The sequence below is a fragment of the Metabacillus sediminilitoris genome (assembly GCF_009720625.1).
In the GTDB taxonomy this organism is placed as follows: Bacteria; Bacillota; Bacilli; order Bacillales; family Bacillaceae; genus Metabacillus; species Metabacillus sediminilitoris.
Map to the genome: position 1 here is coordinate 5,351,674 of NZ_CP046266.1, position 25,254 is coordinate 5,376,927.

The 25,254-nt window shown below is 39.3% G+C and carries 17 protein-coding genes; 3 read left to right on the top strand and 14 right to left on the bottom strand.

Annotated elements, in window-relative coordinates:
- Positions 1-315 precede the first annotated feature (315 nt).
- Entirely contained in the window at positions 316-858 is a 543-nt protein-coding gene (locus GMB29_RS25740; protein ID WP_136357198.1) for a DUF2529 family protein, read from the top strand.
- A gap of 204 nt (positions 859-1,062) precedes the next feature.
- On the opposite strand, the gene GMB29_RS25745 is transcribed toward GMB29_RS25740, so the two are convergent.
- From GMB29_RS25745 to GMB29_RS25785, 9 genes are all read right to left on the bottom strand, one after another.
- Positions 1,063-2,670: a CTP synthase gene (locus GMB29_RS25745; protein ID WP_136357200.1), complete on the bottom strand. Its 1,608-nt coding sequence runs from the start codon at positions 2,668-2,670 to the stop codon at positions 1,063-1,065.
- Positions 2,671-3,143: 473 nt separating this feature from the next.
- Positions 3,144-3,695 (bottom strand): DNA-directed RNA polymerase subunit delta, encoded by a 552-nt coding sequence (rpoE, locus tag GMB29_RS25750; RefSeq protein ID WP_136357202.1) that lies wholly within the window; start codon positions 3,693-3,695, stop codon positions 3,144-3,146.
- Positions 3,696-4,106: 411 nt separating this feature from the next.
- Positions 4,107-7,367: a fused isobutyryl-CoA mutase/GTPase IcmF gene (gene icmF, locus GMB29_RS25755; protein ID WP_136357204.1), complete on the bottom strand. Its 3,261-nt coding sequence runs from the start codon at positions 7,365-7,367 to the stop codon at positions 4,107-4,109.
- A gap of 171 nt (positions 7,368-7,538) precedes the next feature.
- A complete protein-coding gene (locus GMB29_RS25760) occupies positions 7,539-8,156 on the bottom strand; it encodes a TetR/AcrR family transcriptional regulator (protein ID WP_136357206.1) in 618 nt (205 codons plus the stop codon).
- A gap of 143 nt (positions 8,157-8,299) precedes the next feature.
- Positions 8,300-9,439 carry an acyl-CoA dehydrogenase gene (locus GMB29_RS25765; RefSeq protein ID WP_136357208.1) on the bottom strand — a complete coding sequence of 380 codons (1,140 nt, stop codon included), beginning with the start codon at positions 9,437-9,439 and terminating at the stop codon, positions 8,300-8,302.
- Positions 9,440-9,457: 18 nt separating this feature from the next.
- Entirely contained in the window at positions 9,458-10,600 is a 1,143-nt protein-coding gene (locus tag GMB29_RS25770) for an acyl-CoA dehydrogenase (protein WP_136357209.1), read from the bottom strand.
- A 337-nt stretch (positions 10,601-10,937) separates the two neighbouring features.
- A complete protein-coding gene (locus GMB29_RS25775; RefSeq protein ID WP_196305214.1) occupies positions 10,938-11,786 on the bottom strand; it encodes a 3-hydroxybutyryl-CoA dehydrogenase in 849 nt (282 codons plus the stop codon).
- A 26-nt stretch (positions 11,787-11,812) separates the two neighbouring features.
- On the bottom strand, positions 11,813-12,994 hold the full coding sequence (locus GMB29_RS25780; protein ID WP_136357213.1) for an acetyl-CoA C-acetyltransferase: 1,182 nt from the start codon (positions 12,992-12,994) through the stop codon (positions 11,813-11,815).
- A 340-nt stretch (positions 12,995-13,334) separates the two neighbouring features.
- Positions 13,335-15,449: a (Fe-S)-binding protein gene (locus tag GMB29_RS25785; protein WP_136357215.1), complete on the bottom strand. Its 2,115-nt coding sequence runs from the start codon at positions 15,447-15,449 to the stop codon at positions 13,335-13,337.
- A 346-nt stretch (positions 15,450-15,795) separates the two neighbouring features.
- Between GMB29_RS25785 and cls the strand changes: the two genes are divergently transcribed.
- A complete protein-coding gene (gene cls / locus GMB29_RS25790; protein WP_136357256.1) occupies positions 15,796-16,986 on the top strand; it encodes a cardiolipin synthase in 1,191 nt (396 codons plus the stop codon).
- Between the two features lie 160 nt (positions 16,987-17,146).
- On the opposite strand, the gene argS is transcribed toward cls, so the two are convergent.
- From argS to speE, 5 genes are all read right to left on the bottom strand, one after another.
- Positions 17,147-18,817, bottom strand: a complete 1,671-nt coding sequence (argS, locus tag GMB29_RS25795; protein ID WP_136357217.1) for an arginine--tRNA ligase — start codon at positions 18,815-18,817, stop codon at positions 17,147-17,149.
- Complete coding sequence (locus GMB29_RS25800; protein WP_136357219.1) at positions 18,814-19,242, bottom strand: YwiB family protein; 429 nt, start codon at positions 19,240-19,242, stop codon at positions 18,814-18,816. The genes argS and GMB29_RS25800 overlap by 4 nt, the downstream gene beginning before the upstream one ends.
- A gap of 401 nt (positions 19,243-19,643) precedes the next feature.
- Entirely contained in the window at positions 19,644-20,351 is a 708-nt protein-coding gene (locus GMB29_RS25805; protein WP_136357221.1) for a CAP domain-containing protein, read from the bottom strand.
- A gap of 363 nt (positions 20,352-20,714) precedes the next feature.
- A complete protein-coding gene (speB, locus tag GMB29_RS25810) occupies positions 20,715-21,596 on the bottom strand; it encodes an agmatinase (RefSeq protein WP_136357223.1) in 882 nt (293 codons plus the stop codon).
- Positions 21,597-21,777: 181 nt separating this feature from the next.
- Positions 21,778-22,608, bottom strand: coding sequence for a spermidine synthase (gene speE / locus GMB29_RS25815; RefSeq protein ID WP_136357225.1), 831 nt, complete (start codon positions 22,606-22,608; stop codon positions 21,778-21,780).
- Between the two features lie 478 nt (positions 22,609-23,086).
- Between speE and GMB29_RS25820 the strand changes: the two genes are divergently transcribed.
- A complete protein-coding gene (locus GMB29_RS25820) occupies positions 23,087-25,147 on the top strand; it encodes a transglycosylase domain-containing protein (protein ID WP_136357227.1) in 2,061 nt (686 codons plus the stop codon).
- Positions 25,148-25,254 lie beyond the last annotated feature (107 nt).

The following is a 25,254-nucleotide window of genomic DNA, read 5'->3' on the forward strand; positions in this document are numbered from 1 at the left end:
GAACCCGCTTAACTTAAAACTCATCTTGTTTAGATGGCAGCGGCAGTTAGCATCTTGTCATCACATACTAAAACTCCGCTTCACGTTAGAATCGGATTTTAAACTTAGTCATGTCATTCGATTTTTTTCAACACTTACATTAATTCTTTTTTCATGATCAATTTCCTGCTTTTAAATTATATCATTTGTCGACATTTTTTGATATATTTGGTATTTTCAGAAAAAACCCTCTTAAAATCTGGTTTCTTTCAGAATTCTTTCCTTTCAGATATAATACTTTATACATGTGAAATGTGAAAGGAGTTCTACCATTCGATGATGAAAATTTTCACCACACAATTAACCGGACATTTTAATCGTATCTTAGATCAAGAAGACATGAATATTGAAGAAAGTGCAAGACTCCTTGCTGGGGCATTAATTGGGGAAGGAACACTTTACATATATGGCTGCAAAGAGCTCCATGGTGTCGTATTGGAAGCTTTGACAAGTACCGAACCTTTAGTTCGCGCTGAGGCTCTTTTGGATGAAGCAGGTCAAATAAAAACTCTTTCACCAGAAGATCGAGTGCTTCTGTTTACGTATCGTTCAACAGATGAAAAAGCGATCTCCATTGCCAAAAAGCTGTCAGATCAAGGAATTCAAACCGTTGGGGTATCTGCTTTGATCAAAAATGCAGATTCGGGCTTACAGGAAATCACCGATTTGCATGTTGATGCAAAGCTTCGCCAGCCATTAATTCCTGGAGATGACGGTGAAAGATACGGTTTTCCTGCATTAATGACTTCTTTATATGTCTACTATGCGCTTAGTTTCACGATAAAAGAGATTTTAACTGAATATGAGGATGATCTATAAGCAATTAACTACGATTAATTGCTTTTTTCTATTTAATCTTTTTGAAATCTATCAACTTTCCGAAAAAATCTATCCACTTAGACAGAAAATCTATCAACTTTCCCAAAAAATCTATCATTCGATACATATCCGCAATTTTCGAGCAACTCTCTCCCCCTACGAAAAAAAGCTAACTCATCAAAGATGAGCTAGCTCTTATCAAAATTATTTTCCTTCTTTCGCTGTTAATGATGCATGTACGAAATCACGGAATAATGGTTGTGGTCTAGTTGGTCTAGATGTGAATTCCGGGTGGAATTGTGATGCCACAAACCATGGGTGATCTTTAATTTCAATGATTTCAACTAAACGTCCGTCAGGTGTTGTTCCTGAGAAGACAAAGCCTGCTTCTTCCATTGCTTGGCGGTATTCATTATTGAATTCATAACGATGACGGTGACGCTCATATACAACTTCTTCTTTATAAGCTTCATAAGCACGTGTTTCTTTTTGCAGCTTACTTGGTGATAATCCTAGGCGCAGAGTTCCACCTAAGTCCTCAATATCTTTTTGCTCTGGAAGTAAGTCAATGACAGGATATTGTGTCGTTGGATCAATCTCAGATGAGTTTGCACCTTTTAAGCCTACAACATTACGTGCAAATTCGATTGATGCTACTTGCATACCAAGACAAATTCCAAGGAATGGAACTTTGTTTACACGCGCAAATGTAGTTGCAAGGATTTTACCTTCTACCCCGCGGTCACCGAAGCCGCCAGGAACAAGAATTCCATCAACATCGTCAAGCTGTTCTCTTACGTTTTCTTCTGTTAATGTTTCGGCATTAACCCACTTGATCTCGATATCTGAATCATATTCATAACCTGCATGACGAAGTGCTTCGACAACAGAAATGTATGCATCTTGTAATTCAACATATTTCCCAACAAGACCAATTTTTGTTACTTTCGAGAGATTTGTTACACGCTCAACAAGCTGTTTCCATTCTGTCATATCTGCTTCATTGCAGTTTAGTTTTAAATGATTACATACAATTGAATCTAAATTTTGTGCTTGTAAATCTAAAGGAATGGAATAAAGTGTTTCTGCGTCACGGCACTCGATAACAGCGTTTGTATCGATATCACAGAATAACGCAATTTTATCTTTCATGTCTTGTGAAATTGGCATTTCTGTACGAACAACGATGACGTTCGGTTGAATACCTAAGCTGCGAAGTTCTTTTACACTATGTTGTGTAGGCTTTGTTTTCATTTCACCAGCAGCTTTAATGTAAGGAACAAGTGTACAGTGAATATACATCACATTATCACGGCCGATGTCACTTTTAATTTGACGAATTGCTTCTAAGAAAGGTAGTGATTCGATATCACCAACTGTTCCGCCGATCTCAGTAATAACAACGTCTGCACCTGTTTCTTTTCCCGCACGGTAAACACGATCTTTAATTTCGTTTGTGATGTGTGGTATAACTTGTACAGTTCCGCCAAGGTAATCACCGCGACGTTCTTTCTTTAATACTGTTGAGTATATTTTACCAGTTGTTACGTTGTTATATTTAGTTAGGTTGATATCGATGAAACGCTCATAGTGACCTAAATCTAGATCTGTCTCCGCACCATCATCTGTAACAAAAACCTCACCATGTTGATAAGGACTCATTGTTCCTGGATCCACATTTATGTAAGGATCGAATTTTTGAATTGTTACACTCATACCGCGATTTTTTAATAATCTGCCAAGTGAAGCTGCTGTAATTCCTTTTCCTAGTGAAGAAACTACTCCACCTGTTACAAAAATATACTTTGTCATTGTTTGTCTTCCCCCTCAGAAGCTTGGATATATTTATTTTGTGCAAAAGACTAGTGGCGTATTTATGCCATAAGCTAAAATGAAGAAAAAAATGGAGCAGCCAATAAAGCCCCACTTTTATTAAGGTTAGAACGAGCTAACTTTACGCTGAATCTATTGGGTACCTTTGACAGCTGTAAAAATTCAGCGGGTTCCTTCCCATTCCTTCATGCAATGAACGTGAAAATAGTTGGGGAACTAATTAGAAAAGCGAAAGTGCCTTATCATGCCCGAGCAGGTATTAGACGCAACCTCCTGCATCTTGTCAGCAACGGCACTGTATGCTTGCGAAAAATGTCTAAAAAAATAGAAAGCTCCCTTCCAAACAAGTTGAAAGGGAGCGGTAATTGTATAATAAATACAAACGATTGCTTTTTTAAGAGCCCAAAATAGATTCTACCTAGTATAAAAAAGAAAGTCAAGACGTTATGAACTTAAATTTCTTCCTCTTCATCATCTAGATCTTCATCATCATCATCTAATTCGAATTCTTCATCATCTTCAATCAGATCATCGTCATCATCATCTTCATCTAAATCGACATCATCGATATCGTCAAAATCATCGTCATCGTCGTCATCATCAAGATCAGTATCATCGTATTCATCTAATTCATCATAATCAAGATGGTCTTCGATATCATCGAAATCATCCTCAAGGTCAGCTTTTGCACCTTTTTTCGTCTTTTTCTTTTTAGGTGTCACAGTTGGCACAATTTCTTCTTCAATTTGCTCATACGGGTACCACGTTCTTAATCCCCACATGTTTTCACCTACACAAATAAAGCGGCCATCGATATTAATATCTGTATAAAATTGTGCAATTTTATCTTCAACTTGTTGTTTCGTTAAACCAAGAAGTGTAGCAATCTCTTCCACTAATTCACTAAAAATATATGGCTTTTTGCTTTCTAGGAAAAGTTCATAAGCTACTTCAACCATTGCCATTTCCTTTATTTGCTCTTCTGTTAATTGCTTTAGACTCAAGTTAAGGCACTCCCTTTCTAGGTCAAACATCTATTTTTATCCGAAAAGCGCAAGCACTTTGTTCAGCCTTAGGCTATATGAATCAATCAAGAAAACGAATGTAGTTCCTGATTGACCATGCCGCCCGAGCAGCTAGGCGCTGGCGCTAGACACAAACAATTCTTAAAAAATCTGTTATGTACAAAGTCAAGCCTTCCAATCATACCATTCATTATAAACAAATTCTAGCAGTTTATGCCACATTTATGAGGGAAAAAATCCAACAAAGTGTTTTTTTATTCAAAACCACTATCGTGCAAAATCACCGCCGCCTTAAACGCAGGATAACCATATTGGAAGGTCTTTATATGTTACACATTATTTCTTATAGAAAAGCAATTGGCAAAACCTCCAATTGCTTTTTATCTATTCCTACATATTCCGTCTATATTTTCCGCCAACTTCATACAAGGCTTGTGTGATTTGACCTAAACTTGCGACTTGTACGGTTTCCATGAGCTCAGCAAAGAGATTGCCGTTTTCAATTGCTGTTTTCTTTAATTTTTGCAGTGCTTCTTCCACTTTGCCTTCATTTTCTTTTTGAAAGGCACGAAGATTATGAATTTGTGTTTCTTTTTCTTCCTTCGTTGCTCTGGCAAGCTCCATTTGATCCATTGCTTCCTGTGTGTTTGGATTAGGATTAAGATACGTATTCACACCGATGATTGGCAGTTCACCCGTGTGCTTTTTCATTTCGTAATGCATGGATTCATCCTGGATTTTCCCGCGTTGATATTGGGTTTCCATTGCACCGAGCACACCGCCTCGCTCATTGATTCGATCAAATTCCTGCAGGACTGCTTCTTCAACTAAATCGGTTAATTCCTCAACGATGAAAGAACCTTGCAATGGATTTTCATTTTTCGTTAAGCCATGTTCTTTTGTAATGATCATTTGAATCGCCATTGCCCTTCGCACCGATTCTTCTGTCGGGGTGGTAATCGCTTCGTCGTATGCATTTGTATGAAGGGAATTACAATTATCATGCAGAGCCATTAATGCTTGTAATGTCGTACGAATATCATTAAAATCAATTTCTTGAGCATGTAAAGAACGGCCTGAGGTCTGTACATGGTATTTTAATTTTTGACTTCGTTCATTTGCTCCATATTTCTCTTTCATCACAGTTGCCCAGATTCTTCTGGCAACACGGCCAATAACTGTGTACTCGGGATCAAGTCCATTACTAAAGAAGAAAGAAAGATTTGGTGCAAATGCGTTAATATCCATTCCTCTGCTTAAGTAATATTCTACATATGTAAAGCCATTTGCCAGAGTGAATGCTAATTGTGAGATCGGATTCGCACCAGCTTCTGCGATATGATAACCGGAAATGGAGACAGAATAATAATTTCTTACTTTTTGATCAATAAAGTATTGCTGGATATCCCCCATAAGCCTTAAGGCAAATTCTGTTGAGAAGATACATGTATTTTGTCCCTGGTCTTCTTTTAAAATATCGGCTTGGACGGTTCCTCTCACAGTTTGCAGGGTAAAAGACTTTACCTCTTCATACTCTTGTTCTGAAAGGGCACGCTTGAGCTCAGCTTCTTTTTTCTCGACTTGCTGATGTATCGCTGTATTCATAAACATGGCTAATATAATTGGTGCTGGTCCATTAATTGTCATTGATACTGAAGTTGATGGAGCACAAAGATCAAAACCGTTGTAGAGCTTTTTCATATCATCTAACGTACAAATACTAACTCCGCTCTCACCAATCTTTCCATAAATATCTGGACGGTGTGCCGGGTCTTCTCCATATAATGTGACAGAATCAAATGCCGTGCTTAATCGTTTTGCCGTATCGTCCTTTGATAAATAGTGAAAGCGCCGATTCGTCCGTTCGGGTGTTCCTTCTCCGGCAAATTGTCGCTTTGGATCTTCTCCTTCTCGTTTAAAAGGGAATACACCTGCTGTATATGGAAACGAACCTGGGACATTTTCTTTATAAAGCCACAATAAAATATCGCCATCATTTCGATATTTAGGCAATGAAACCTTTGGAATGGACAAACCTGATAATGAAGTGGTTCTTAATTGTGTCACAATCTCTTTATTACGAATGACGGTTGTCAACTCATCTTGAGCATACTTTTCTTTCATTTCCGGCCATTGCGCTAAAAATGTTTTAGATTGTGGTGTTAAGTTTTCTTCAAGTCTCTCTTGTAAAGCCCGTAAAGATGGAAGAATTCCTTCATTCCCTTCATGTTCTGTAAGGGTTTTCAATGTTCCCTTCACTTGAAAAAGCTTTGTTGCAGCAGATGCTTGTTCTTCTGCTTGTTTATGGTAGTTTCTTACTGCTTCACTCACTTCTCGCAAATAGTATCTTCTTTCAGAAGGAATAATCACATTTTGTTTTTCTACATCCTTTGCAACAGGCAAGGATGACTGCCATTGCTGGTTTGTTTTTTCATTGATTGATTCGAGGAGCTTTGCAAATAATGTATTTGTGCCAAGATCATTGAATTGACTTGCAATTGTACCGTAAACAGGCATCCTATCTAATGGCAGATCAAATAATTGCCTGCTTCGCTGGTACTGCTTTTGTACCTGGCGCTTTGCATCCTCAGAGCCTTTGCGCTCAAATTTATTGATGACAATGAAATCGGCATAGTCAATCATATCGATTTTTTCAAGCTGTGATGGTGCACCAAACTCACTTGTCATCACATACATCGATAGATCACAGATTTCCGCGATTTCGGCATCACCTTGGCCAATCCCGCTTGTTTCGACGATAACCAGATCGAATCCGGCCGCTTTTACAACGGAAATGGCATCTTGGATGGCCAATGAGAGCTCTGTTTTGGATTTCCTTGTTGCTAAGCTTCTCATATACACTCTCGGTGAAAAAATAGCATTCATCCGAATCCGATCCCCTAATAGTGCTCCACCTGTTTTTTGCTTTGTAGGATCAACGGATAGAACAGCAATCGTTATCTCTGGCACCTCATTGAGAAATCTGCGGATCAGCTCATCTGTTAAGGAGCTTTTTCCAGCTCCGCCTGTACCGGTTATACCAATGACAGGAGCATACGTGTCATGCTGCTTAAGCTGTTCAAACAGTTCTTCAACATGTGGGAATGTTTCCTTTTCCTGTACTTTCATTTCTGCATAGGAAATAAGCTTTGCAACTGTAATCGGATCTCCTGTCTGCAGCTGCTCAAGCTCAATATTTTTTTCCGATAATGGTGTGTAATCACATTCCTTAATCATATAATTGATCATACCTTGCAGCCCTAGTTCTCTACCATCATCTGGAGAAAAAATCTTCGCAATGCCGTATTCATGCAATTCCTTTATTTCGCGGGGAATAATGACTCCACCGCCACCGCCATAGAGACGGATATGTTCGGCACCTTGCTCTTTTAAAAGATCATACATATATTTAAAAAACTCAACATGTCCCCCTTGATAAGATGAGATCGCAATCCCTTGGACATCTTCTTGAATAGCAGCTGAGACAATTTCCTCAACCGACCTGTTATGTCCAAGGTGAATCACCTCAACACCGCTCGCTTGTAAAATACGCCTCATAATGTTGATCGACGCATCATGACCATCAAATAAGCTTGATGCTGTTACAAAACGAACGGAATGCTTCGGTTTGTAGATTTCTGTTGTCGCCATTTAACAACACCCCTTTGTTCGTGTCTAGCAGCGCTAAGCAAAAAAGCACAGATGTGCACATCTGTTACCGTGATAACGCTTGAGTCCGTAACTGTCTATATTAGCCCCTCTCATTCTGGACCTTATCCTTGTCAGAGCTGAATCAAGCTGCTTCCCAAGACCTGCAATTCGTTATTTAACTCCCTGCAAAAGCATCTTTGTTTGCAATTCAATATATTGGTCAATCGTATAAAGCTTCTGGATCGCCCATCTGCGGAAGGCCCACATCTGTCCTTGAACAATAATGTTATGGGCCAGCAGTTCACATTCTTGCTCAGATAACGTTAATTCGCCATTATCAATGCAGCTCTTCATAATTTCCTTAAAGATCTCAGCCATTTCAAATTCCTTTTTTAATACATATGGCAAGGCATCCTTTGATAGGGATTTTACCTCTTGATACATAACAAGGATTTCATCTTGCATATCATCCATCACTTTAAAATAATTTTTAATTGCTAGCTTTAAGCTTTCAAGTGTACCTTGTTTTGTGTCAATATCTTGCTCAAGACGGAGATGTACTTGGTCGTAGATGGAATCACTCACTAAGTACAATACATCTTCCTTTTGACGGATGTATTCATATAACGTTCCGATACTAAAGCCGGCTGACCGGGCAATTTCTCTTGTTGTTGTGCGGTGAAACCCTTTTTCTTTAAAAAGGTTCACCGCACCTTTAACCATCTGATCTCGACGCTTTTTAATTAACTTTTCGTCTTTCACAGATGCAAGCACCTCGCGCTTTTTCATCTACCTACCACCTAACTTCTAGGAAAGGGGACGAAACCCGCTTATTTTAAGACAGATTAAACTCTTTCCATTCCCATTATTTAAATCTCGCTTTTCCCGCCCTAAAAGTGGGCTTGTTGTAAAACATCAAATAGTCGTTATCTTCAACTGGTGAGCATACGGGAAATAACTAGTCGTTGTATTTCCTGTGTCCCTTCATATATTTGCGTAATTTTTGCATCTCTCATAAATCGTTCGACTGGGTAATCCTTTGTATAGCCATAGCCTCCAAATACTTGAACAGCCTCTGTTGTCACCTTCATGGCCGTGTCACCTGCAAAAAGCTTTGACATAGCAGATTCTTTTCCGTATGGGTATCCCTCTGATTCCAGCCATGCCGCCTGATAGGTTAATAGACGCGCCGCTTCAATATTTGTTGCCATATCAGCAAGCTTAAAGCTAATTCCCTGCTGCATGAAAATGGGTTTTCCGAATTGTTCACGCGCTTTTGCATATTCCACTGCAGCATCTAATGCTCCTTGTGCAATGCCGACCGCTTGAGCAGCAATCCCATTTCTGCCGCCATCTAATGTCATCATCGCAATTTTAAAGCCATCACCGATCTCCCCTAACACATTTTCTTTCGGAACTTTACATTCTTCGAAAATGATTTCCGTTGTAGGTGAAGAGCGGATACCTAATTTACTTTCTTTTTTCCCTACCGAAAATCCTTCAAAATCTTTTTCAATTATGAACGCCGTTGTACCTTTCTTTTTATTTGAAGCGTCTGTTACGGCAAAAACAATGTAAATATCTGCTACACCGCCATTTGTAATAAAGATTTTTGAGCCATTTAAAATATAGTTGTCACCATCTACTCTCGCATTTGTTCTCATACCGCCCGCATCTGATCCAGAACCTGGCTCAGTTAAACCATAGGCACCAATTTTTTCACCTAATGCCATAGGTGTTAAGTATTTTTTCTTTTGTTCTTCTGTTCCGAACTTGTGAAGCGGCCAGCCTGCTAATGATGTGTGGGCAGATAACGTAACACCTGTTGATGCACACACCCTTGAAAGCTCTTCAACAGCAATGACATATGAAAGATAATCGCTTCCGATTCCGCCATATTCTTCTGCCCAAGGAATGCCCGTTAATCCTAATTCAGCCATTTTCTTAAAAATATTCAAATCAAAGCGCTCTTGCTCATCACGCTCTGCCGCAGTCGGTGCAACTTCTTTTCTCGCAAAATCTCTTACTGTTTTTCTCAACATTTCATGTTCTTCAGATAGCTTAAAATACATAGATTCATCCCCCGATATTTACTTTTCTTTTAACAAGTATTTGCTGATGACAATTCGTTGTATTTCACTCGTTCCTTCATAAATTTCACATATTTTTGCATCACGAAAATATCTTTCTACTGGGTAATCTTTTGTATAGCCATTGCCTCCATAAATTTGCACAGCCTCTATCGCTGAATCCATCGCTGTTTTTGAGGCAAACAGCTTGGCCATCGCTGCCTGCTTCCCACAAGGTAGTTGATTACCTTTTAGAAATGCCGCTTGATAGACTAATAGCTCTGCAGCTTTCACTGTTGTTGCCATATCAGCTAGTTTAAAAGCGATGCCTTGCTGACTTGCAATCGGTTTTCCGAATTGTTGTCGTTCATTCGCATATTTTGTTGCCTTTTCAAGTGCCGCTTCAGCAATTCCCAGCGATTGTGCTGCGATACCGATTCGGCCTCCATCAAGATTAGCCATCGCAATTTTAAACCCTTCCCCTTCTTCACCAAGGAGATTTTCGATCGGCACTTTCGCATCTTCAAATGTAAGCTGGACGGTTCTAGAGCCATTCAAGCCCATTTTGTGTTCATCTTTTCCGATTATAAATCCGGGTGTTCCTTTCTCAACAATGAATGCTGATACACCTTGGCTTCCTTTTCCACTTCCCGTTCTGGCAAATACGATATACGTATCAGCTTCACCGCCGTTTGTAATAAACACCTTTGTGCCATTTAATCGATAATGATCTCCCATCTTAACAGCTCTCGTTCTCAAACTGGAAGCATCTGAGCCTGAATTCGGTTCTGTTAAGCAAAAAGCGCCTAAATGCTCTCCTTTAGCTAGCTTTGTGACAAATTTCTTCTTCTGCTGTTCCGTACCAAAGGTTAAAATTGGATAGGTCCCAACAGATGTATGGACAGATAAAATAACACCAAGAGTTGCACTTACTTTTGAAATTTCATGGATCGCGATGATATAGGAAGTAAAATCCATACCAGCCCCTTCATACGCTTCCGGAATCGGAATCCCCATCAGCCCAAGCGCTCCCATTTTTTTTAAGATCGCTCTTGGAAAAACACCCTTTTCCATTTCTTCAACAAATGGCTCGACCTCTGACTTTGCAAACTCACGAACCATTTTCCGCATCATAGATTGCTCATCTGTAAAATGTAAATTCACTTGATGCCACCCCTTTGGATTAGTAGAAAAGCGGAAGCGCCTTGCTTAGGCCCGAAAAGCATAAGACAGGCCAGAATAGAAGACGCTCTTTGTCTTCAATTCTGGAATGGCTTATGACTCGAGGGACTAGGCGCTGCAGCTAGACAATGAAAAGCGGAAGCGACTGGTTAGCTCTGACAAGCATAAGACAAGGCAGAATAGAAGGTGTTTTTTACCTTCAATTCTGAATTGGCTTATGACTCGAAGAGCTAGGCGCTGCAGCTAGACAATGAAAGCGGAAGCGCCTTGCTTAGCCCCGGCAAAGAGGAGCAGCTAGGCACTTCGAAAAGCGGTGAAATCAATAGGAATAAAAGCCTTTGCCTGTTTTTCTCCCTAACCAGCCTGCTTTCACATATTTTCGCAGCAATGGGCATGGGCGGTATTTGTCATCACCAAAGCCTTCATGGAGGGTTTCCATAATATATAGGCATGTATCTAAACCAATAAAATCAGCTAAGGTCAGCGGTCCCATTGGGTGATTCATTCCAAGCTTCATCACTTCATCAACTGCCTCTGGTGTTGCGACACCTTCATAAACGGTATAAATAGCTTCGTTGATCATCGGCATTAAAATTCGGTTTGAAACGAAGCCTGGAAAATCATTGACTTCAACTGGGACTTTCGCTAGTTTTTTTGTCAGATCGTGGATAGCCTCATAGACTTCATCTGATGTTGCCAGACCACGAATGATTTCTACCAGCTTCATGACTGGGACTGGGTTCATAAAGTGCATACCGATTACTTTTTCTGGCCGCTTTGTTGCAGCAGCAATTTCTGTAATCGGCAATGAGGATGTGTTTGTTGCTAAAATGGCGTGCTCCTGTGCTAATTTATCTAGTTCATGAAATAATGATGCTTTTACATCCATTTTTTCAACAGCAGCTTCAATCACTATGTCAACTGAACCTGCATGTGTAAGGTCAACAGAGGGTGTAATTCTTTCAAGGATCGCGTCTTTTTCTTGTAATGTAATTCGATCCTTTTCTACTTGTTTTTGGAGTTGTTTGTCAATTGAGCTCATTCCTCTATTAACAAATTCCTCTTTTAGATCATGAAGAAAAACATCAAAGCCAGCGGCTGCACACACCTGAGCAATGCCGGAGCCCATTTGCCCGGCTCCGATAACCATAATCTTTTGAATATCCATCATTATCCTCCTCGCAATCTCTTAAATTAATAAACTTCAATCATAATGGCATCGCCTTGACCGCCGCCGCTGCAAATCGCAGCAATACCAATCCCTCCGCCTCTTCGTTTCAATTCATGAATCAGGGTAATGATAATTCTCGCTCCGCTTGCGCCGATCGGATGACCTAGTGCTACTGCCCCGCCATTTACATTCACTTTTTCCGGATCGAGATTTGCAATCTGATTAGCTGCTAATGCCACTGCTGCAAATGCTTCATTGATCTCAAATAAGTCTATTTCTTCTACCGTTTTACCAGTCTTTTTTAATAGCTCATTAATCACAAGACCTGGCGTTTTCGGAAAGTCCTTTGCTTCCGTTGCAATCGCTGTATGCCCAATGATTGCTGCTAATGGCGTAAGCCCTTCTTTCTGTGCTCGTTCCTCACTCATCAGGACGAGGGCTGCCGCACCATCATTAATACCAGGAGCATTTCCAGCTGTAATCGTTCCATCATGATCAAAAACAGGAACAAGCTTAGATAGTCTTTCGATTGATGTATCCTTACGTGGTGCTTCATCTGCATCAACAATAACCGGATCGCCTTTTCGTTGTGGAACAGCAACTGGAACAATCTCTTCGTTTAATAGGCCAGATTCCTGGGCTTGAACGGCACGCTGGTGACTTCTTAATGCCCACTCATCCTGCTGCTTTCGAGTCAAATGTAATTCAGCAGACGTACTGTTTCCATATGTGCCCATATGAACGCCAGTAAAGCTGCATGTTAAGCCATCATGGATCATCAAATCCTTCACAGCACTATCGCCCATTCTCAACCCCCAACGTGCCTTTGGTAAAAGATACGGAGCATTACTCATCGATTCCATTCCACCAGCAACGATCACCTCTTCATCACCAGCTCTTATGACTTGATCTGCTAATGTCACACTTCTTAAGCCTGAAGCACATACTTTGTTGATCGTCTCCGTTTTCACATTCCACGGAAGATCTGCTTTCCGTGCTGCTTGGCGTGAAGGAATTTGCCCTTGTCCGCCCTGCAGGACATTTCCAAAAATAACCTCATTTACTTGTTCTCCATCAACATTTGCTCGTTTTAACGCTTCTTTAATAGCAATTCCGCCAAGCTCTGCTGCCGTTAATGTCGATAATGCTCCGCCAAATTTACCAACCGGTGTTCTTACTCCACTTAAAATCACTGTTTTCGCCATGTGTATCTCTCCTTTAAGAATGGTTATGTCATTATATATATGAGCTTTCATATCAACTTCAGAAAGCGTTTGCATAAATGAACCCGAACGAACGCTCAATCAGTAGAAAAGCGGAAGCGCCTTGCTTAGCTCCGAAAAGCATAAGACAGGCCGGAATAGAAGGTGTTCTTTACCTTCAATTCTGGAATGGCTTATGACTCGAGGAGCTAGGCGCTGCAGCTAGACAATGAAAAGCGGAAGCGCCTTGCTTAGCTCCGACAAGCATAAGACAGGACAGAATAGAAGGCGCTCTTTAAGCAAGGACTGCCCCTCTCCATAAGTTAGGGACTGTCCCGCCATTTTAAGAAACCAACTCTTTTTGTTCGCCAAAAATTGATTTTTCAAGCAGCTCTGCTACATCATATGTGCTCACCTGTTCTTCAACTTCTTTTGCTTTTGTCCCATCACTTAGCATTGTTAAACAGTATGGACAGCCTGAGCTGATCACAGATGGATTTACAGTTAATGCCTGCTCTGTTCGTGCGACATTAATGCGGCTGCCTGTTTCTTCTTCCATCCACATTAATCCACCACCAGCACCACAGCACATGCCTTTCTCACGATTTCGTTCCATCTCGACAAGCTTTACCCCTGGTATCGCTTTTAAAATGGTACGAGGCGCTTCATACACTTCATTGTATCTGCCCAGGTAACAGGAATCGTGGAAGGTTATGGTTTCATTTACAGGCAACTTCGGTGTTAATCGACCATCCGTAACCAGCTCTGCAAGCAGCTCTGTATGATGATACACCTCAGCCTCTAAGCCGAAATCAGGGTATTCATTTTTAAAAATGTTATAAGCATGCGGATCGATTGTGACAATCTTTTTCACGTCGTTTTTCACAAATTCATCGATGTTTTTTGTCGCAAGTTCTTGGAATAAAAACTCATTACCGAGACGGCGCGGTGTATCACCAGAGTTCTTTTCCTTATTACCAAGAATCGCAAATTTCACTCCTGCTTCATTTAAAAGCTTTGCAAATGACAGGGCTATTTTTTGGCTGCGGTTGTCATAAGAGCCCATCGAGCCGATCCAAAATAAAAATTCAAACTCAACACGTGCCTTGCTCATTTCTTTTACAGTCGGGATTACAACATCCTCGCGGCTTTCGCGCCAGGTTTCACGCTCTTTACGGTTAAGTCCCCACGGATTTCCTTGACGTTCAATATTTGTCATGGCACGTTGTGCATCTGTATCCATTTTGCCTTCTGTTAAAACAAGGTAGCGGCGCATATCAATGATTTTATCTACATGCTCATTCATAACAGGACATTGATCTTCACAGTTACGGCAAGTTGTACATGCCCAAATTTCTTCTTCTGTGATGACCTCGCCTATTAAAGACGGGTTATAGCCAACAGCTGTTGCTGCCGATTCCTGCGCACCAGCACTAGCAGCCATCATCGCAATTTTATTTCCTTGTGTATGACTAAAAGCTGCTGCAGGTACCCATGGCTGCTTCTGTGTAACAGCTGCACCAGTATATGTTAAATGATCACGTAACTTTAAAATCAAGTCCATTGGTGAAAGAATTTTTCCTGTACCTGTTGCAGGACACATATTTGTACAGCGCCCGCATTCTACACATGCATATAAATCAATTAATTGTGGTTGTGTGAAATCCTCGATTTTTCCAACACCGAATGTTTCTTGCGTTTCATCTTCAAAATCAATTTTTTCAAGCTTGCCTGGATTTGAAACACGATTAAAATACACATTTGCTGGTCCTGCAATTAAATGTGCATGTTTTGATTGCGGGACATATACTAAAAATGTTAATAAAAATAGCAAATGGATCCACCAAGCGACATAAAATATCACAATTGACCCTGTTTCACCTACAAAGCTAAGTAAAAAGGCTAAAGAGGAAGCAATTGGCTCAGACCATGTCAGTTCATGACCATGCCAGATGATGCCCATTCCATTGCCAAGAAGAACAGACAACATTAGTCCGCCGATGAAAAGTAAAACCAAGCCTGCTTTGAAGCCGCGTTTTAAGCGAACAAGCTTTTCAACATAACGGCGGTGAAACGCCCATACAACTGCTACTAAAATCATAAATGTGACAATTTCCTGAAAAAAGGTAAAAGCGGGATATAACGGACCGAGTGGTAAATGCGCCCCTGGAATTAATCCTTTAATAATAAAATCAATCGCTCCAAATTGAACAAGTATAAAGCCATAGAAAAACATGACATGTATGGCACCGCTCTTTTTATCCTTTAAGAGCTTTTTTTGTCCAAACACATTTACCCAAACCTTTTGCAATCTTTCCTTTACTTTACTTTCAAATTCAACTTTTTTCCCTAGCTTAATGTAGGCCATTCTCGTGCGAAGTAAGTAGACAAACAAATGAATTGCGTAAGCGGTTACAATTACGAATGCAAGAAAATTCACCCATAATAGTGCATCCAATTCTATTCCCCCTATCTCCCCATTGCTCCGGTCTCTTTCCTTACGATCTTTTCACCCTTTGTTTCGTAACACTTCTAATTTTCTGAATTCATTCTATACTCTTATGATATTTTATGAATGATCATTCAGTCAACACTTTTCATTGTGAAATTTCAATATACTCGTTACATATGTATTCATCAGCCCCGAAAATATGCAAGAAAATGGACATGCTATTAATCCTCAGCAGGGACATTCTGCCCGTTGATATCGGGATAAAAAGGAACATTTTTGTACACAATACCGGAAATGGAAGATTTTTAATGCATTGTTATGCTACTAGGAGGAATAGTGATTGACTATATTCTTGATTATCAGCTTTATCATAGTGGCAGTAATTTGCTTATTTACAATTGATTATCATTTAGGAAGAAAAGATCATCTTTCCAAATCAAAGTATACTCAATTCCATCCTAAAAAGAGCGATCTCGAGCTTTTTATTGACGGTGAAAAGCTCTTTCATGATTTATTCGAAAGCATAAAAAATAGTACGCAAAGCATTCACGTGTTATTTTACATCGTAAAAAATGATGAGATTAGCAATGAATTCCTCTCTTTATTAGGTGAAAAGGCAAGCATTGGCGTGGAAGTGCGTCTCCTGCTCGACTATGTTGGGAGTTTTGAGCTTGATAAACAAAAAATCAATGTCCTAAAAGAAAAAGGCGTAAAATTTGCCCGCTCACATGCTCCCCGATTTCCATACTTTTTTTATACCCTTCAGGCAAGAAACCATCGTAAAATAACCGTTATTGATGGAAAAATCGGTTACTTGGGCGGCTTTAATATCGGAAAAGAATATATCGGAAAAGATCCTAAATTTGGCTATTGGCGAGATTTCCATCTCAAACTCACTGGTGAAGGTGTTTCTGATTTGCAGCAGCAATTTTTAAGGGATTGGTTTGATTCAACAGCTGAGAATTACCTTGAAGAAACACGTTATTTTCCTAACCTCGAGCAAGGTAAAAGTAAACATACCTTTATTTCTACGTATGGTAAGCATCTTGATGAGCATTTTCTATCATTCATTAAAGAGGCAAAACAAGAAATTCTTATTTGCTCTCCTTATTTCATACCAGGGAAAAAAATTTTGGATGAGTTACTGCGCGCTTTAGCAAATGGAATGAAAGTAAAAATTATGGTTCCTATGAAAGCTGATCATCCTTTAGTTAAACAAGCTGCTTTTCCGTACTTTGGACAGCTTTTATTAGCCGGAGCTGAGATCTACCGCTTTTACCACGGCTTTTACCATGCAAAGGTCATCGTGATCGATGATCAATTATGTGATATCGGTACAGCTAACTTTGATAAAAGAAGCTTATATTTAAATGATGAAATGAATTGCATCATTTATGATCAAGAATTTGTCAAACTTGTCAAAACGTCTATTTATGAAGACTTCAATCGATCTGAGCTGTTAACATATGAGTTTTATAAAAAGCGCCCATTGCTAGAAAGAGGGAAAGAAGCTGTGGCTACTCTTGTTTCACATTTTTTATAACGAATTGCAAATAGTGAGCAGCTGTTTTTTGTTGGGATTGAACCACTTCTTCTCTTAATTGAACCATTTATCTAATTTATTATACCTTTTCACTTCCATCGACTATATTACAACTCATAAAAAAATCAGTTGAACAAATGTTCAACTGATTTTTTATTCCTTACATTTTTTCTGGTGCTGATACACCAATTAATGTAAATGCATTTTGTAAAGTTGTTTGAGTAGCCTTCATTAAGCCGAGTCTAGCGCGGCTTTTTTCTGTATTTTCAGGATCTAGCACTTTTTCAGCATTATAGAAGCTATGCAGCGCTGATGCTAAATCGTAAATGTAATTTGTGATGCGATGCGGGATGCGTTTTTGTGCTGCTTCAGCTACCGCTTGTGGGAATTCACCCAATTTTTTCAATAAGTCAAATTCTTTTTCAGACGTGATTTCATCTAGCTTTAAGTTATCTTCATATGCTAATCCTTGCTCTTCCCCTTGGCGAAGCATGCTGCAAATACGTGCATGTGCGTATTGCGCATAGAACACAGGGTTTTCATTTGATTTTGAAACGGCTAGATCAAGGTCAAAATCCATATGTGTATCAGCGCTTCTCATTGCAAAGAAGTAGCGAACAGCATCAAGGCCTACCTCTTCAATTAAATCTCTCATTGTAACAGCTTTACCAGTACGTTTACTCATTTTCATTTTTTCACCGTTTTTGTAAAGGTGAACAAGTTGAATAATTTCAACCTCAAGTGTGTCTTTTTCATAGCCAAGCGCTTCAATCGCTGCCTTCATACGTGGAATATAGCCGTGATGGTCTGCGCCCCATACATTGATAAGCTTTGTAAAACCGCGATCAAGCTTGTCCTTGTGGTATGCAATATCAGGTGTTAAATATGTGTAAGATCCGTCGTTTTTAATTAACACACGGTCTTTGTCATCACCAAATGTTGTTGAGCGGAACCATGTTGCCCCGCCTTCTTCAAAAATATGGCCTTTTTCCTTTAATGCTGCAAGGGCGCCATCAATTTTACCGTTATGATAAAGGGATGTTTCTGAGTACCAATGATCAAATGAGACACGGAACTCCTCTAAATCTGCTTTTAGTTTGCCCATTTCGTATTTTAACCCGTATTCTCTAAAGAAAGCTAAACGCTCGTCTCGGTCTTGTTCAGCAAATCTATCTCCAAATTCGTCAACAATTTTCTTTCCGATCCCAACAATATCTTCGCCATGATAGCCATCTTCAGGCATTTCAACATCTTTTCCAAGTGCTTGAAAATATCGTGCTTCAACTGAAAGGGCTAAGTTGTTAATTTGATTACCGGCATCATTGATGTAATACTCACGTGACACATCATAGCCTGCTTTTGCTAAAACATTGCATAATGAATCGCCGACAGCAGCACCGCGAGCATGACCTAGATGCAAGTCACCTGTTGGATTAGCTGATACAAATTCTACTTGAACCTTTTCCTTATTGCCGATGTTTGTTTCACCATAGCTAGCTCCAGCTTTTAAAATAGACGGGATTAAATCTGTTAAATAGCTGTTGTTCATGTAAAAGTTAATAAAGCCTGGTCCTGCGATTTCAATTTTTTCAATTGAGCCCTTTTCTTTATCAAAGTTCGCAACAAGTTCTTCTGCGATCATGCGAGGTGCCTTTTTTGCCACGCGGGCAAGCTGCATCGCCATATTTGTCGAATAATCCCCATGTGCTTTTTCTTTTGGGATTTCTAAAAGAACGTCAGGAATTTGTGCTTCTTCAGCAAGACCTGCTTTACTAACTGCAGCTTTGATTTCATCCTTTAACCGTTCTTTTACTTGTTCAACGATATTCATTTCTGTTCCTCCTTATAGGTCAACACTAATTTATGTACATGTTTTTCTTTTTCGTCTATTTGCAAATCATATAAAATAACGAGCTTGCCTTCAAGCTCATTTGTATCAATTGTTAACGATTTTGTTTTTGTCTCTAACTGAAGTTTGCCAAAAGGTGTTGAATAATCTGTTAAGGTTACCATTCCCTCAGAAAAGCGCTGCTTCATCGCAACAGCCCCTGAACGCATGACAACAACTTCATTCCCTGCTATTTTAACCGTTGTTTTTACGAAGCCGAGTTCATGCTCCTCTTCATACCTTATGTACAGAGTCTTTCCCTTTTGCACATACTCTCCTGTTGTCTTGACTTCAATCGTTTCTTTATCATCATTACCATTACGAATTTCTGATAAAACAGTTAATTGAATAGGTGTGCTTTCTGACATGTCGAACACTCCTTTTCATCATTCTTCTATAACTTTACTATTGTAAAGAACCAATTGCAACAACGCAAGAGGGAAGATTCATTGTCGGGTAGTAAACTGATTTTTAACTTTTTTGTTTTGGAATGTGTGTAAATTACGAATTGTATCGAATGATAGATTTTTTAAGAAAGTTGATAGATTAATACTCAGAGTTGATGGATTTTCCTACCAAGATAGGTCATATCTTGGTAATAAGCCGAAAAAAGCAATTGACGAAAGACAATTGCTTTAAAATCATCCCCATGTTCAGTCAAAAACTCTTTAATCGTAAAGCTCAGTGCATAATAAACATAAAAAGAAGCCAAATTCATATCTTTCTCCATGAAAAATAGCGACTAGTTACCTAGTCGCTACTTTCATTTTTATTTCCCGATAAACTGTTGAGTCCAGTAGTTTCCATCTGCTACATGCCCAACTCCAATATGAGTGAAGTTCGAGCTTAAAATATTTTTACGATGTCCTTCGCTGTTCATCCATGCATTTACGACTTCTTCAGGTGAGCGTTGGCCCTTTGCAATGTTTTCTCCTGCAGCCTTATACGTAATTCCAAACTTTTTCATCATATCAAATGGAGATCCGTATGTTGGGCTTGTATGTGAGAAATAGTTATTTCTTTGCATGTCCAATGATTTTTCACGGGCAACCTTGCTTAACGCTGTATCAACTTGAAGTGCTGGCAGTCCATTTTTCGCACGTTCCTGATTTGTTAGGTCGACTACTTTTTGTTCATATGCACTTAATTGGGATGCAGACTGTTCTGTTTTTGGCTGCTCTGTTTGTGTTGGCTGCTGCTGTGTTGGTTGCTGTGCTTGTTGTTCAGTTGTTGTCGTTTCTTCTTTAGGCACTTCAACTTCTGCAGGCTGGCCTGTCGGTTGTTTTATTTGAACGTTTTGCATGTATTTTTCTAATAAACTATTTATTTCATCGATATTTATATTGTTAGATTGGTAATAGTACACTTTTGCTTGTGCATTCGATGAATTTGACGCAGCATCTGCCTTATCTGCGATTGGATTAGCCATTAACAGTGCTGCTCCAGCTACAACTGAAAAAATCATTTTCTTCTTCAATGTGTTCATCCTCCCTATCCTTGCTTGATTCGAACATATCGTAACATGCATTTTCTTGTAATATTTCAGGGAGGATTTAGCAATTTTCTTTTTATTTTTTTATGATAGTCTTATTTACCCAGGAAAATCTACTTGTCTAGTTGAATCTAATAAGGTTTTAAGAGAAAAAATAGATTTAGTTGTTTTACTAAAAATTTCACTGTAATTGGTATAATTTCTCTTTTAATCCAGGATTATATACTCCTATTCCTATTGACAACTTTTTGCCGACTTCGCTTTTATTACAGATGTATCAATATAGTTACGGACATTTCAGCAAAAAAAAAGAGCCTAACAAGATTACTTGTTAGACTCTTTCTGTCATCAACCCTTCTTTTGTACCCAACCTAAAATCATTTCTCGCAAAATTTTACTTGCTGTATTTGCTGTTTGTTCAGAATGATCATAAATTGGTGCAACCTCTACAAGATCGGAACCAACAACACGTATATCCGATTTTGCAATTTCATGAATGGATGCTAAAAGCTCTTTTGATGTAATCCCGCCGGCATCTACAGTTCCTGTACCTGGTGCATGTGCTGGATCAAGGACATCAATATCAATTGTGACATATACCGGGCGCCCGGCAAGCTTTGGCAATACTTCTTTTAAAGGCTCAAGCACTTCAAATTTAGAGATGTGCATGCCCACTTCTTTTGCCCATTGGAATTCCTCTTTCATGCCAGAACGGATCCCAAAGGAGTACACATTTTTTGGTCCGATTAGATCCGCAATTTTTTTAATTGGTGTTGAATGTGATAATGGCTCGCCTTCATATTCATCACGTAGATCTGTATGTGCATCCATATGGATAATCGCTAAGTCCGGGTATTTTTTATACATAGCCTTCATGACTGGCCAGGATACTAAATGCTCCCCGCCCATTCCAAGTGGATATTTGTCATCTGCTAAAAGCTGGTCGATGTAATCCTCAATCATCTCAATACTTCTTTGCGGATTACCAAATGGAAGCGGAATATCTCCGGCATCATAATATTTCACTTCTTCCAGTTCTCGATCTAAATAAGCGCTGTATTCTTCAAGACCAATTGACACTTCGCGGATACGTGCTGGGCCAAAACGTGAGCCAGGTCTGTAGCTAACTGTCCAGTCCATTGGCATGCCATAAATAACCGCTTCACTTTCTTCATAATTCGGGTGGCTTTTAATAAATACATTGCCTGAATATGCTTCATCGAATCTCATTGATTTTTCCTCCATTCTTTAAAAAAAGTGAGAGAATTTTCTCTCACTTTCTATATTGTCTAGCTTCAGCGCCTAGCTCCTCGAGTCATAAGCCATTCTGGAATTGAAGGTAAAGTACACCTTCTATTCCAGCCTGTCTTATGCTTTTCGGAGCTGGGCAAGGCGCTTCCGCTTTTCTATATTATTTAATTAAGTCACTAACAAACTTCGGTAAGACAAACGCAGCTTTGTGTAATTCTTTTGTGTAGTACTTTGTTTCGATTTCATGGAAGCGATCTTCGCTTACTTCAAGTGGATCGTATTTTTTAGAACCAATTGTGAATGTCCATAAACCGCTTGGGTATGTTGGGATGTTCGCTGTATAAAGACGTGTGATAGGGAAAATTTCTTTTACATCGCGTTGTACATTTGTAATTAATTCAGGTGTAAACCAAGGGTTGTCCGTTTGTGCAACGAAAACGCCGTCTTCTTTAAGTGCTTTAGCAATGCCAGCATAGAAGCCTTTTGTAAATAAGTTAACAGCAGGTCCCATTGGCTCTGTTGAGTCAACCATAATCACGTCATATTCATTTTCACTTTCTGCAATATGCATGAAGCCGTCGCCTACTTTTACTTCAACACGTGGATCATCAAGCTTTCCTGCAATTTCAGGAAGGTATTTTTTTGAGTACTCAATAACTTTGCCATCGATATCAACAAGTGTAGCTTTTTTCACTTGCGGGTGCTTCAACACTTCACGGATTACACCACCGTCTCCACCGCCAACAACTAGAACATTCTCAGGGTTCGGGTGTGTAAATAAAGGAACATGTGCAACCATTTCATGATAGACAAATTCATCTTTTTGAGATGTCATAACCATTCCATCAAGAAATAGCATGTTACCGAATTCTTCTGTTTCAACCATTTCTAAATACTGAAAATCTGTTTGTTCTGTATGTAACGTCTGTTTAATTTTTAATGTAATCCCAAAATTCTTCGTTTGTTTTTCTGTGTACCATAATTCACTCATTTTTTTACCATCCTTTCAGCTTTCTACTATACATTTATCCAAACACTTGCGGGTCAAACCCAAGTAGAGAAATGTTTGTATTTAGCTTTTATTATTCTTTGAAAATGTTTAGAGTCTTATACAAAAGCTCGAAATAAGACAGTTGTACTTAGTTTTGTGTCTAGCTCCAGCGCCTAGGTCCTCGAGTCATAAGCCACTTTCCGAATTGAAGGTAAAGTACACCTTCTATTCGGAAAGCGTCTTATGCTTGTCGGACCTGTTCGAGGCGCCTCCGCTTTTCTTTATATCCTTTTAAAACTATAGATAAATCTAGCAAAAAATCAAGAAAAAAGTTTATGACTTTTGATCAAAATGTTTAAAATGCTTAAAAAGAACCCATAATGGCTAATATCTTAAAGTTCGGAGTTATTTTTGCCTAGCTCTGTATATTTTACAGTAGAGCTATGCTTTCTATTTTTAAAAGTTGGAGGTGAGCCAAATGGATGTGATCACACCAAGGCGTATACGAATTACGTTAAAAACAATCCGCGCAATAACATTTATTAGTTTGCTATTATTGATCTTTTTTTCCACGGTCGTTCTTAGTATTGTTTTGTATGCAAAATGGCAAGGACCACCTTCTTTAACAGTTCCACAATCAACGATTATTTATGCAAGTGACGGGTCAAAGATTGGGGAATTGCATAATGGTCAAAAACGGTATTGGGTAAATCTTGATGATATCTCTGAACATGTTCTGCAAGCTACTATCGCGATTGAGGACAGGAGCTTTTATGATCACCATGGTTTTGATTATAAACGAATTGCAGGTGCTGCATTGGCCGATTTGCGGGCGATGGCTAAGGTTCAGGGTGCAAGTACGATTACACAGCAATATGCTCGTAATTTGTTTTTGCAGCATGAAAAGACGTGGCAGCGAAAGGCGATGGAGGCATTTTATACAATTCGTCTTGAGCAAAATTATAGCAAGGACGAGATCTTAGAGGGGTATTTAAACACAATTTTTTATGGTCATGGTGTTTATGGGATCGAGGCTGCAGCTAATTACTACTTTGGTAAAAATGCCAGTCAATTAACATTAGCTGAAGCCTCGATGCTTGCAGGTATTCCGAAGGGACCAAATCTTTATTCTCCATATATCAATCAAGAAAAAGCGAAAGAGCGCCAAACGATTATTTTAAAAATGATGGCAAATGAGGGCTATATTACAGAGAAGCAGTTAGATGGTGCCTTACGTGAAAAACTTGTCTATACAACGAAGGAAGAAAAGGTCCAAAAAGGAATGGCTCCCTATTTTCAAGATGCTGTTATGAGTTCGTTAGCAATGGACTTACAAATGGACGAGGATATTCTCAAAACAAAGGGGCTAAAAATTTATACGACATTGGATCCTGACATGCAAAAAATCGCAGAAGAAATTGTCGCTTCCTCTATTGAAAAAAAATCAGATATACAAGCTGGTTTTGTCGCAATGGATCCAAAAACAGGGTATGTGAAAGCATTAATCGGTGGACGTGATTATGAAAAAAGTCCGTTTAACAGGGCGACACAAGCTAAAAGACAGCCAGGTTCAACGATCAAACCATTATTATATTATACAGCTATAAACAATGGCTTTACACCTTCTACAGAGATGATGAGTGAACCAACAACATTCTCATATGATGATGGAAAGGCCACGTATAAACCAAGCAACTATAATGACTATTATGCGAATGACTTTATCACCATGCTCCAAGCCATTGCATTGTCTGATAACATTTATGCAGTGAAAACACATATGTTCCTTGGTATGGATAAGCTCGTCAAATCTGGAGAACAGTTTGGGCTGGATACGAAAATTAAGAAAGTCCCTTCAGCAGCGTTGGGCACATCACCAATTCGGTTAGTTGATATTGTAAATGCCTATGGAATGTTAGGAAATGGCGGAAAAAAAATTGAGCCTGCGTTTGTTACGAAGGTTGAAGCTGCGAATGGTGACGTTATCTATAAAGCTGAAAAGAATAAGGAACAAATTTTAAATGAGCAAGCTGCGTTTGTCACAACACATATGATGACAGGTATGTTCGATCCAAAGTTAAATGGATACACGTCTGTTACAGGACAAAGTATTGCGAATACCTTAACAAGGGACTACGCAGGAAAATCAGGCTCAACGTCAACAGACAGCTGGATGATTGGTTTTTCCCCACAAATCGTTGCAGGTGTTTGGACAGGTTATGATAAAGGGAAATCAATTGATCTCGTCCAAGAACGAGGCTATTCAAAAACGATCTGGGCTCGTTTTATGGAAAAGGCATTGGAGGATGAATCTGTAAAGGCATTCCGCCCTCCAGACGGTCTTGTCGGGGTATACATTAATCCTGCCAGCGGAAAACTCGCTACAAAGGAATGCCCCGAAAAACGGCTAACCTATTATGTTGAAGGCACTGAACCAACAGAATATTGTACAGAACATAGCACGGAAATGCCTAAAGAAAAGGAATCTAAACAAAAAGAAGATAGTTTGTTTGATAAGCTGTTTAAATGGTGGGATTGATACTAAAGCGGAAGCGCCTTGAACATCCCCGACATGCATGCCATAGTACTCTTAACAGTAAAAAACCCCGAACATCTCTGTTCGGGGTTTTTTATGTCCTAGTTTTA

What these genes read in the sequence shown, in the direction of transcription:
- GMB29_RS25740 (WP_136357198.1), top strand. Translation starts at nt 316, where the DNA reads ATGATGAAAATTTTCACCACACAATTAACCGGACATTTTAATCGTATC.
- GMB29_RS25745 (WP_136357200.1), bottom strand. Translation starts at nt 2,670, where the DNA reads ATGACAAAGTATATTTTTGTAACAGGTGGAGTAGTTTCTTCACTAGGA.
- icmF (WP_136357204.1), bottom strand. Translation starts at nt 7,367, where the DNA reads ATGGCGACAACAGAAATCTACAAACCGAAGCATTCCGTTCGTTTTGTA.
- GMB29_RS25760 (WP_136357206.1), bottom strand. Translation starts at nt 8,156, where the DNA reads ATGAAAAAGCGCGAGGTGCTTGCATCTGTGAAAGACGAAAAGTTAATT.
- GMB29_RS25765 (WP_136357208.1), bottom strand. Translation starts at nt 9,439, where the DNA reads ATGTATTTTAAGCTATCTGAAGAACATGAAATGTTGAGAAAAACAGTA.
- GMB29_RS25775 (WP_196305214.1), bottom strand. Translation starts at nt 11,786, where the DNA reads ATGGATATTCAAAAGATTATGGTTATCGGAGCCGGGCAAATGGGCTCC.
- GMB29_RS25780 (WP_136357213.1), bottom strand. Translation starts at nt 12,994, where the DNA reads ATGGCGAAAACAGTGATTTTAAGTGGAGTAAGAACACCGGTTGGTAAA.
- argS (WP_136357217.1), bottom strand. Translation starts at nt 18,817, where the DNA reads ATGAATATCGTTGAACAAGTAAAAGAACGGTTAAAGGATGAAATCAAA.
- GMB29_RS25800 (WP_136357219.1), bottom strand. Translation starts at nt 19,242, where the DNA reads ATGTCAGAAAGCACACCTATTCAATTAACTGTTTTATCAGAAATTCGT.
- speB (WP_136357223.1), bottom strand. Translation starts at nt 21,596, where the DNA reads ATGAGATTCGATGAAGCATATTCAGGCAATGTATTTATTAAAAGCCAC.
- speE (WP_136357225.1), bottom strand. Translation starts at nt 22,608, where the DNA reads ATGAGTGAATTATGGTACACAGAAAAACAAACGAAGAATTTTGGGATT.
- GMB29_RS25820 (WP_136357227.1), top strand. Translation starts at nt 23,087, where the DNA reads ATGGATGTGATCACACCAAGGCGTATACGAATTACGTTAAAAACAATC.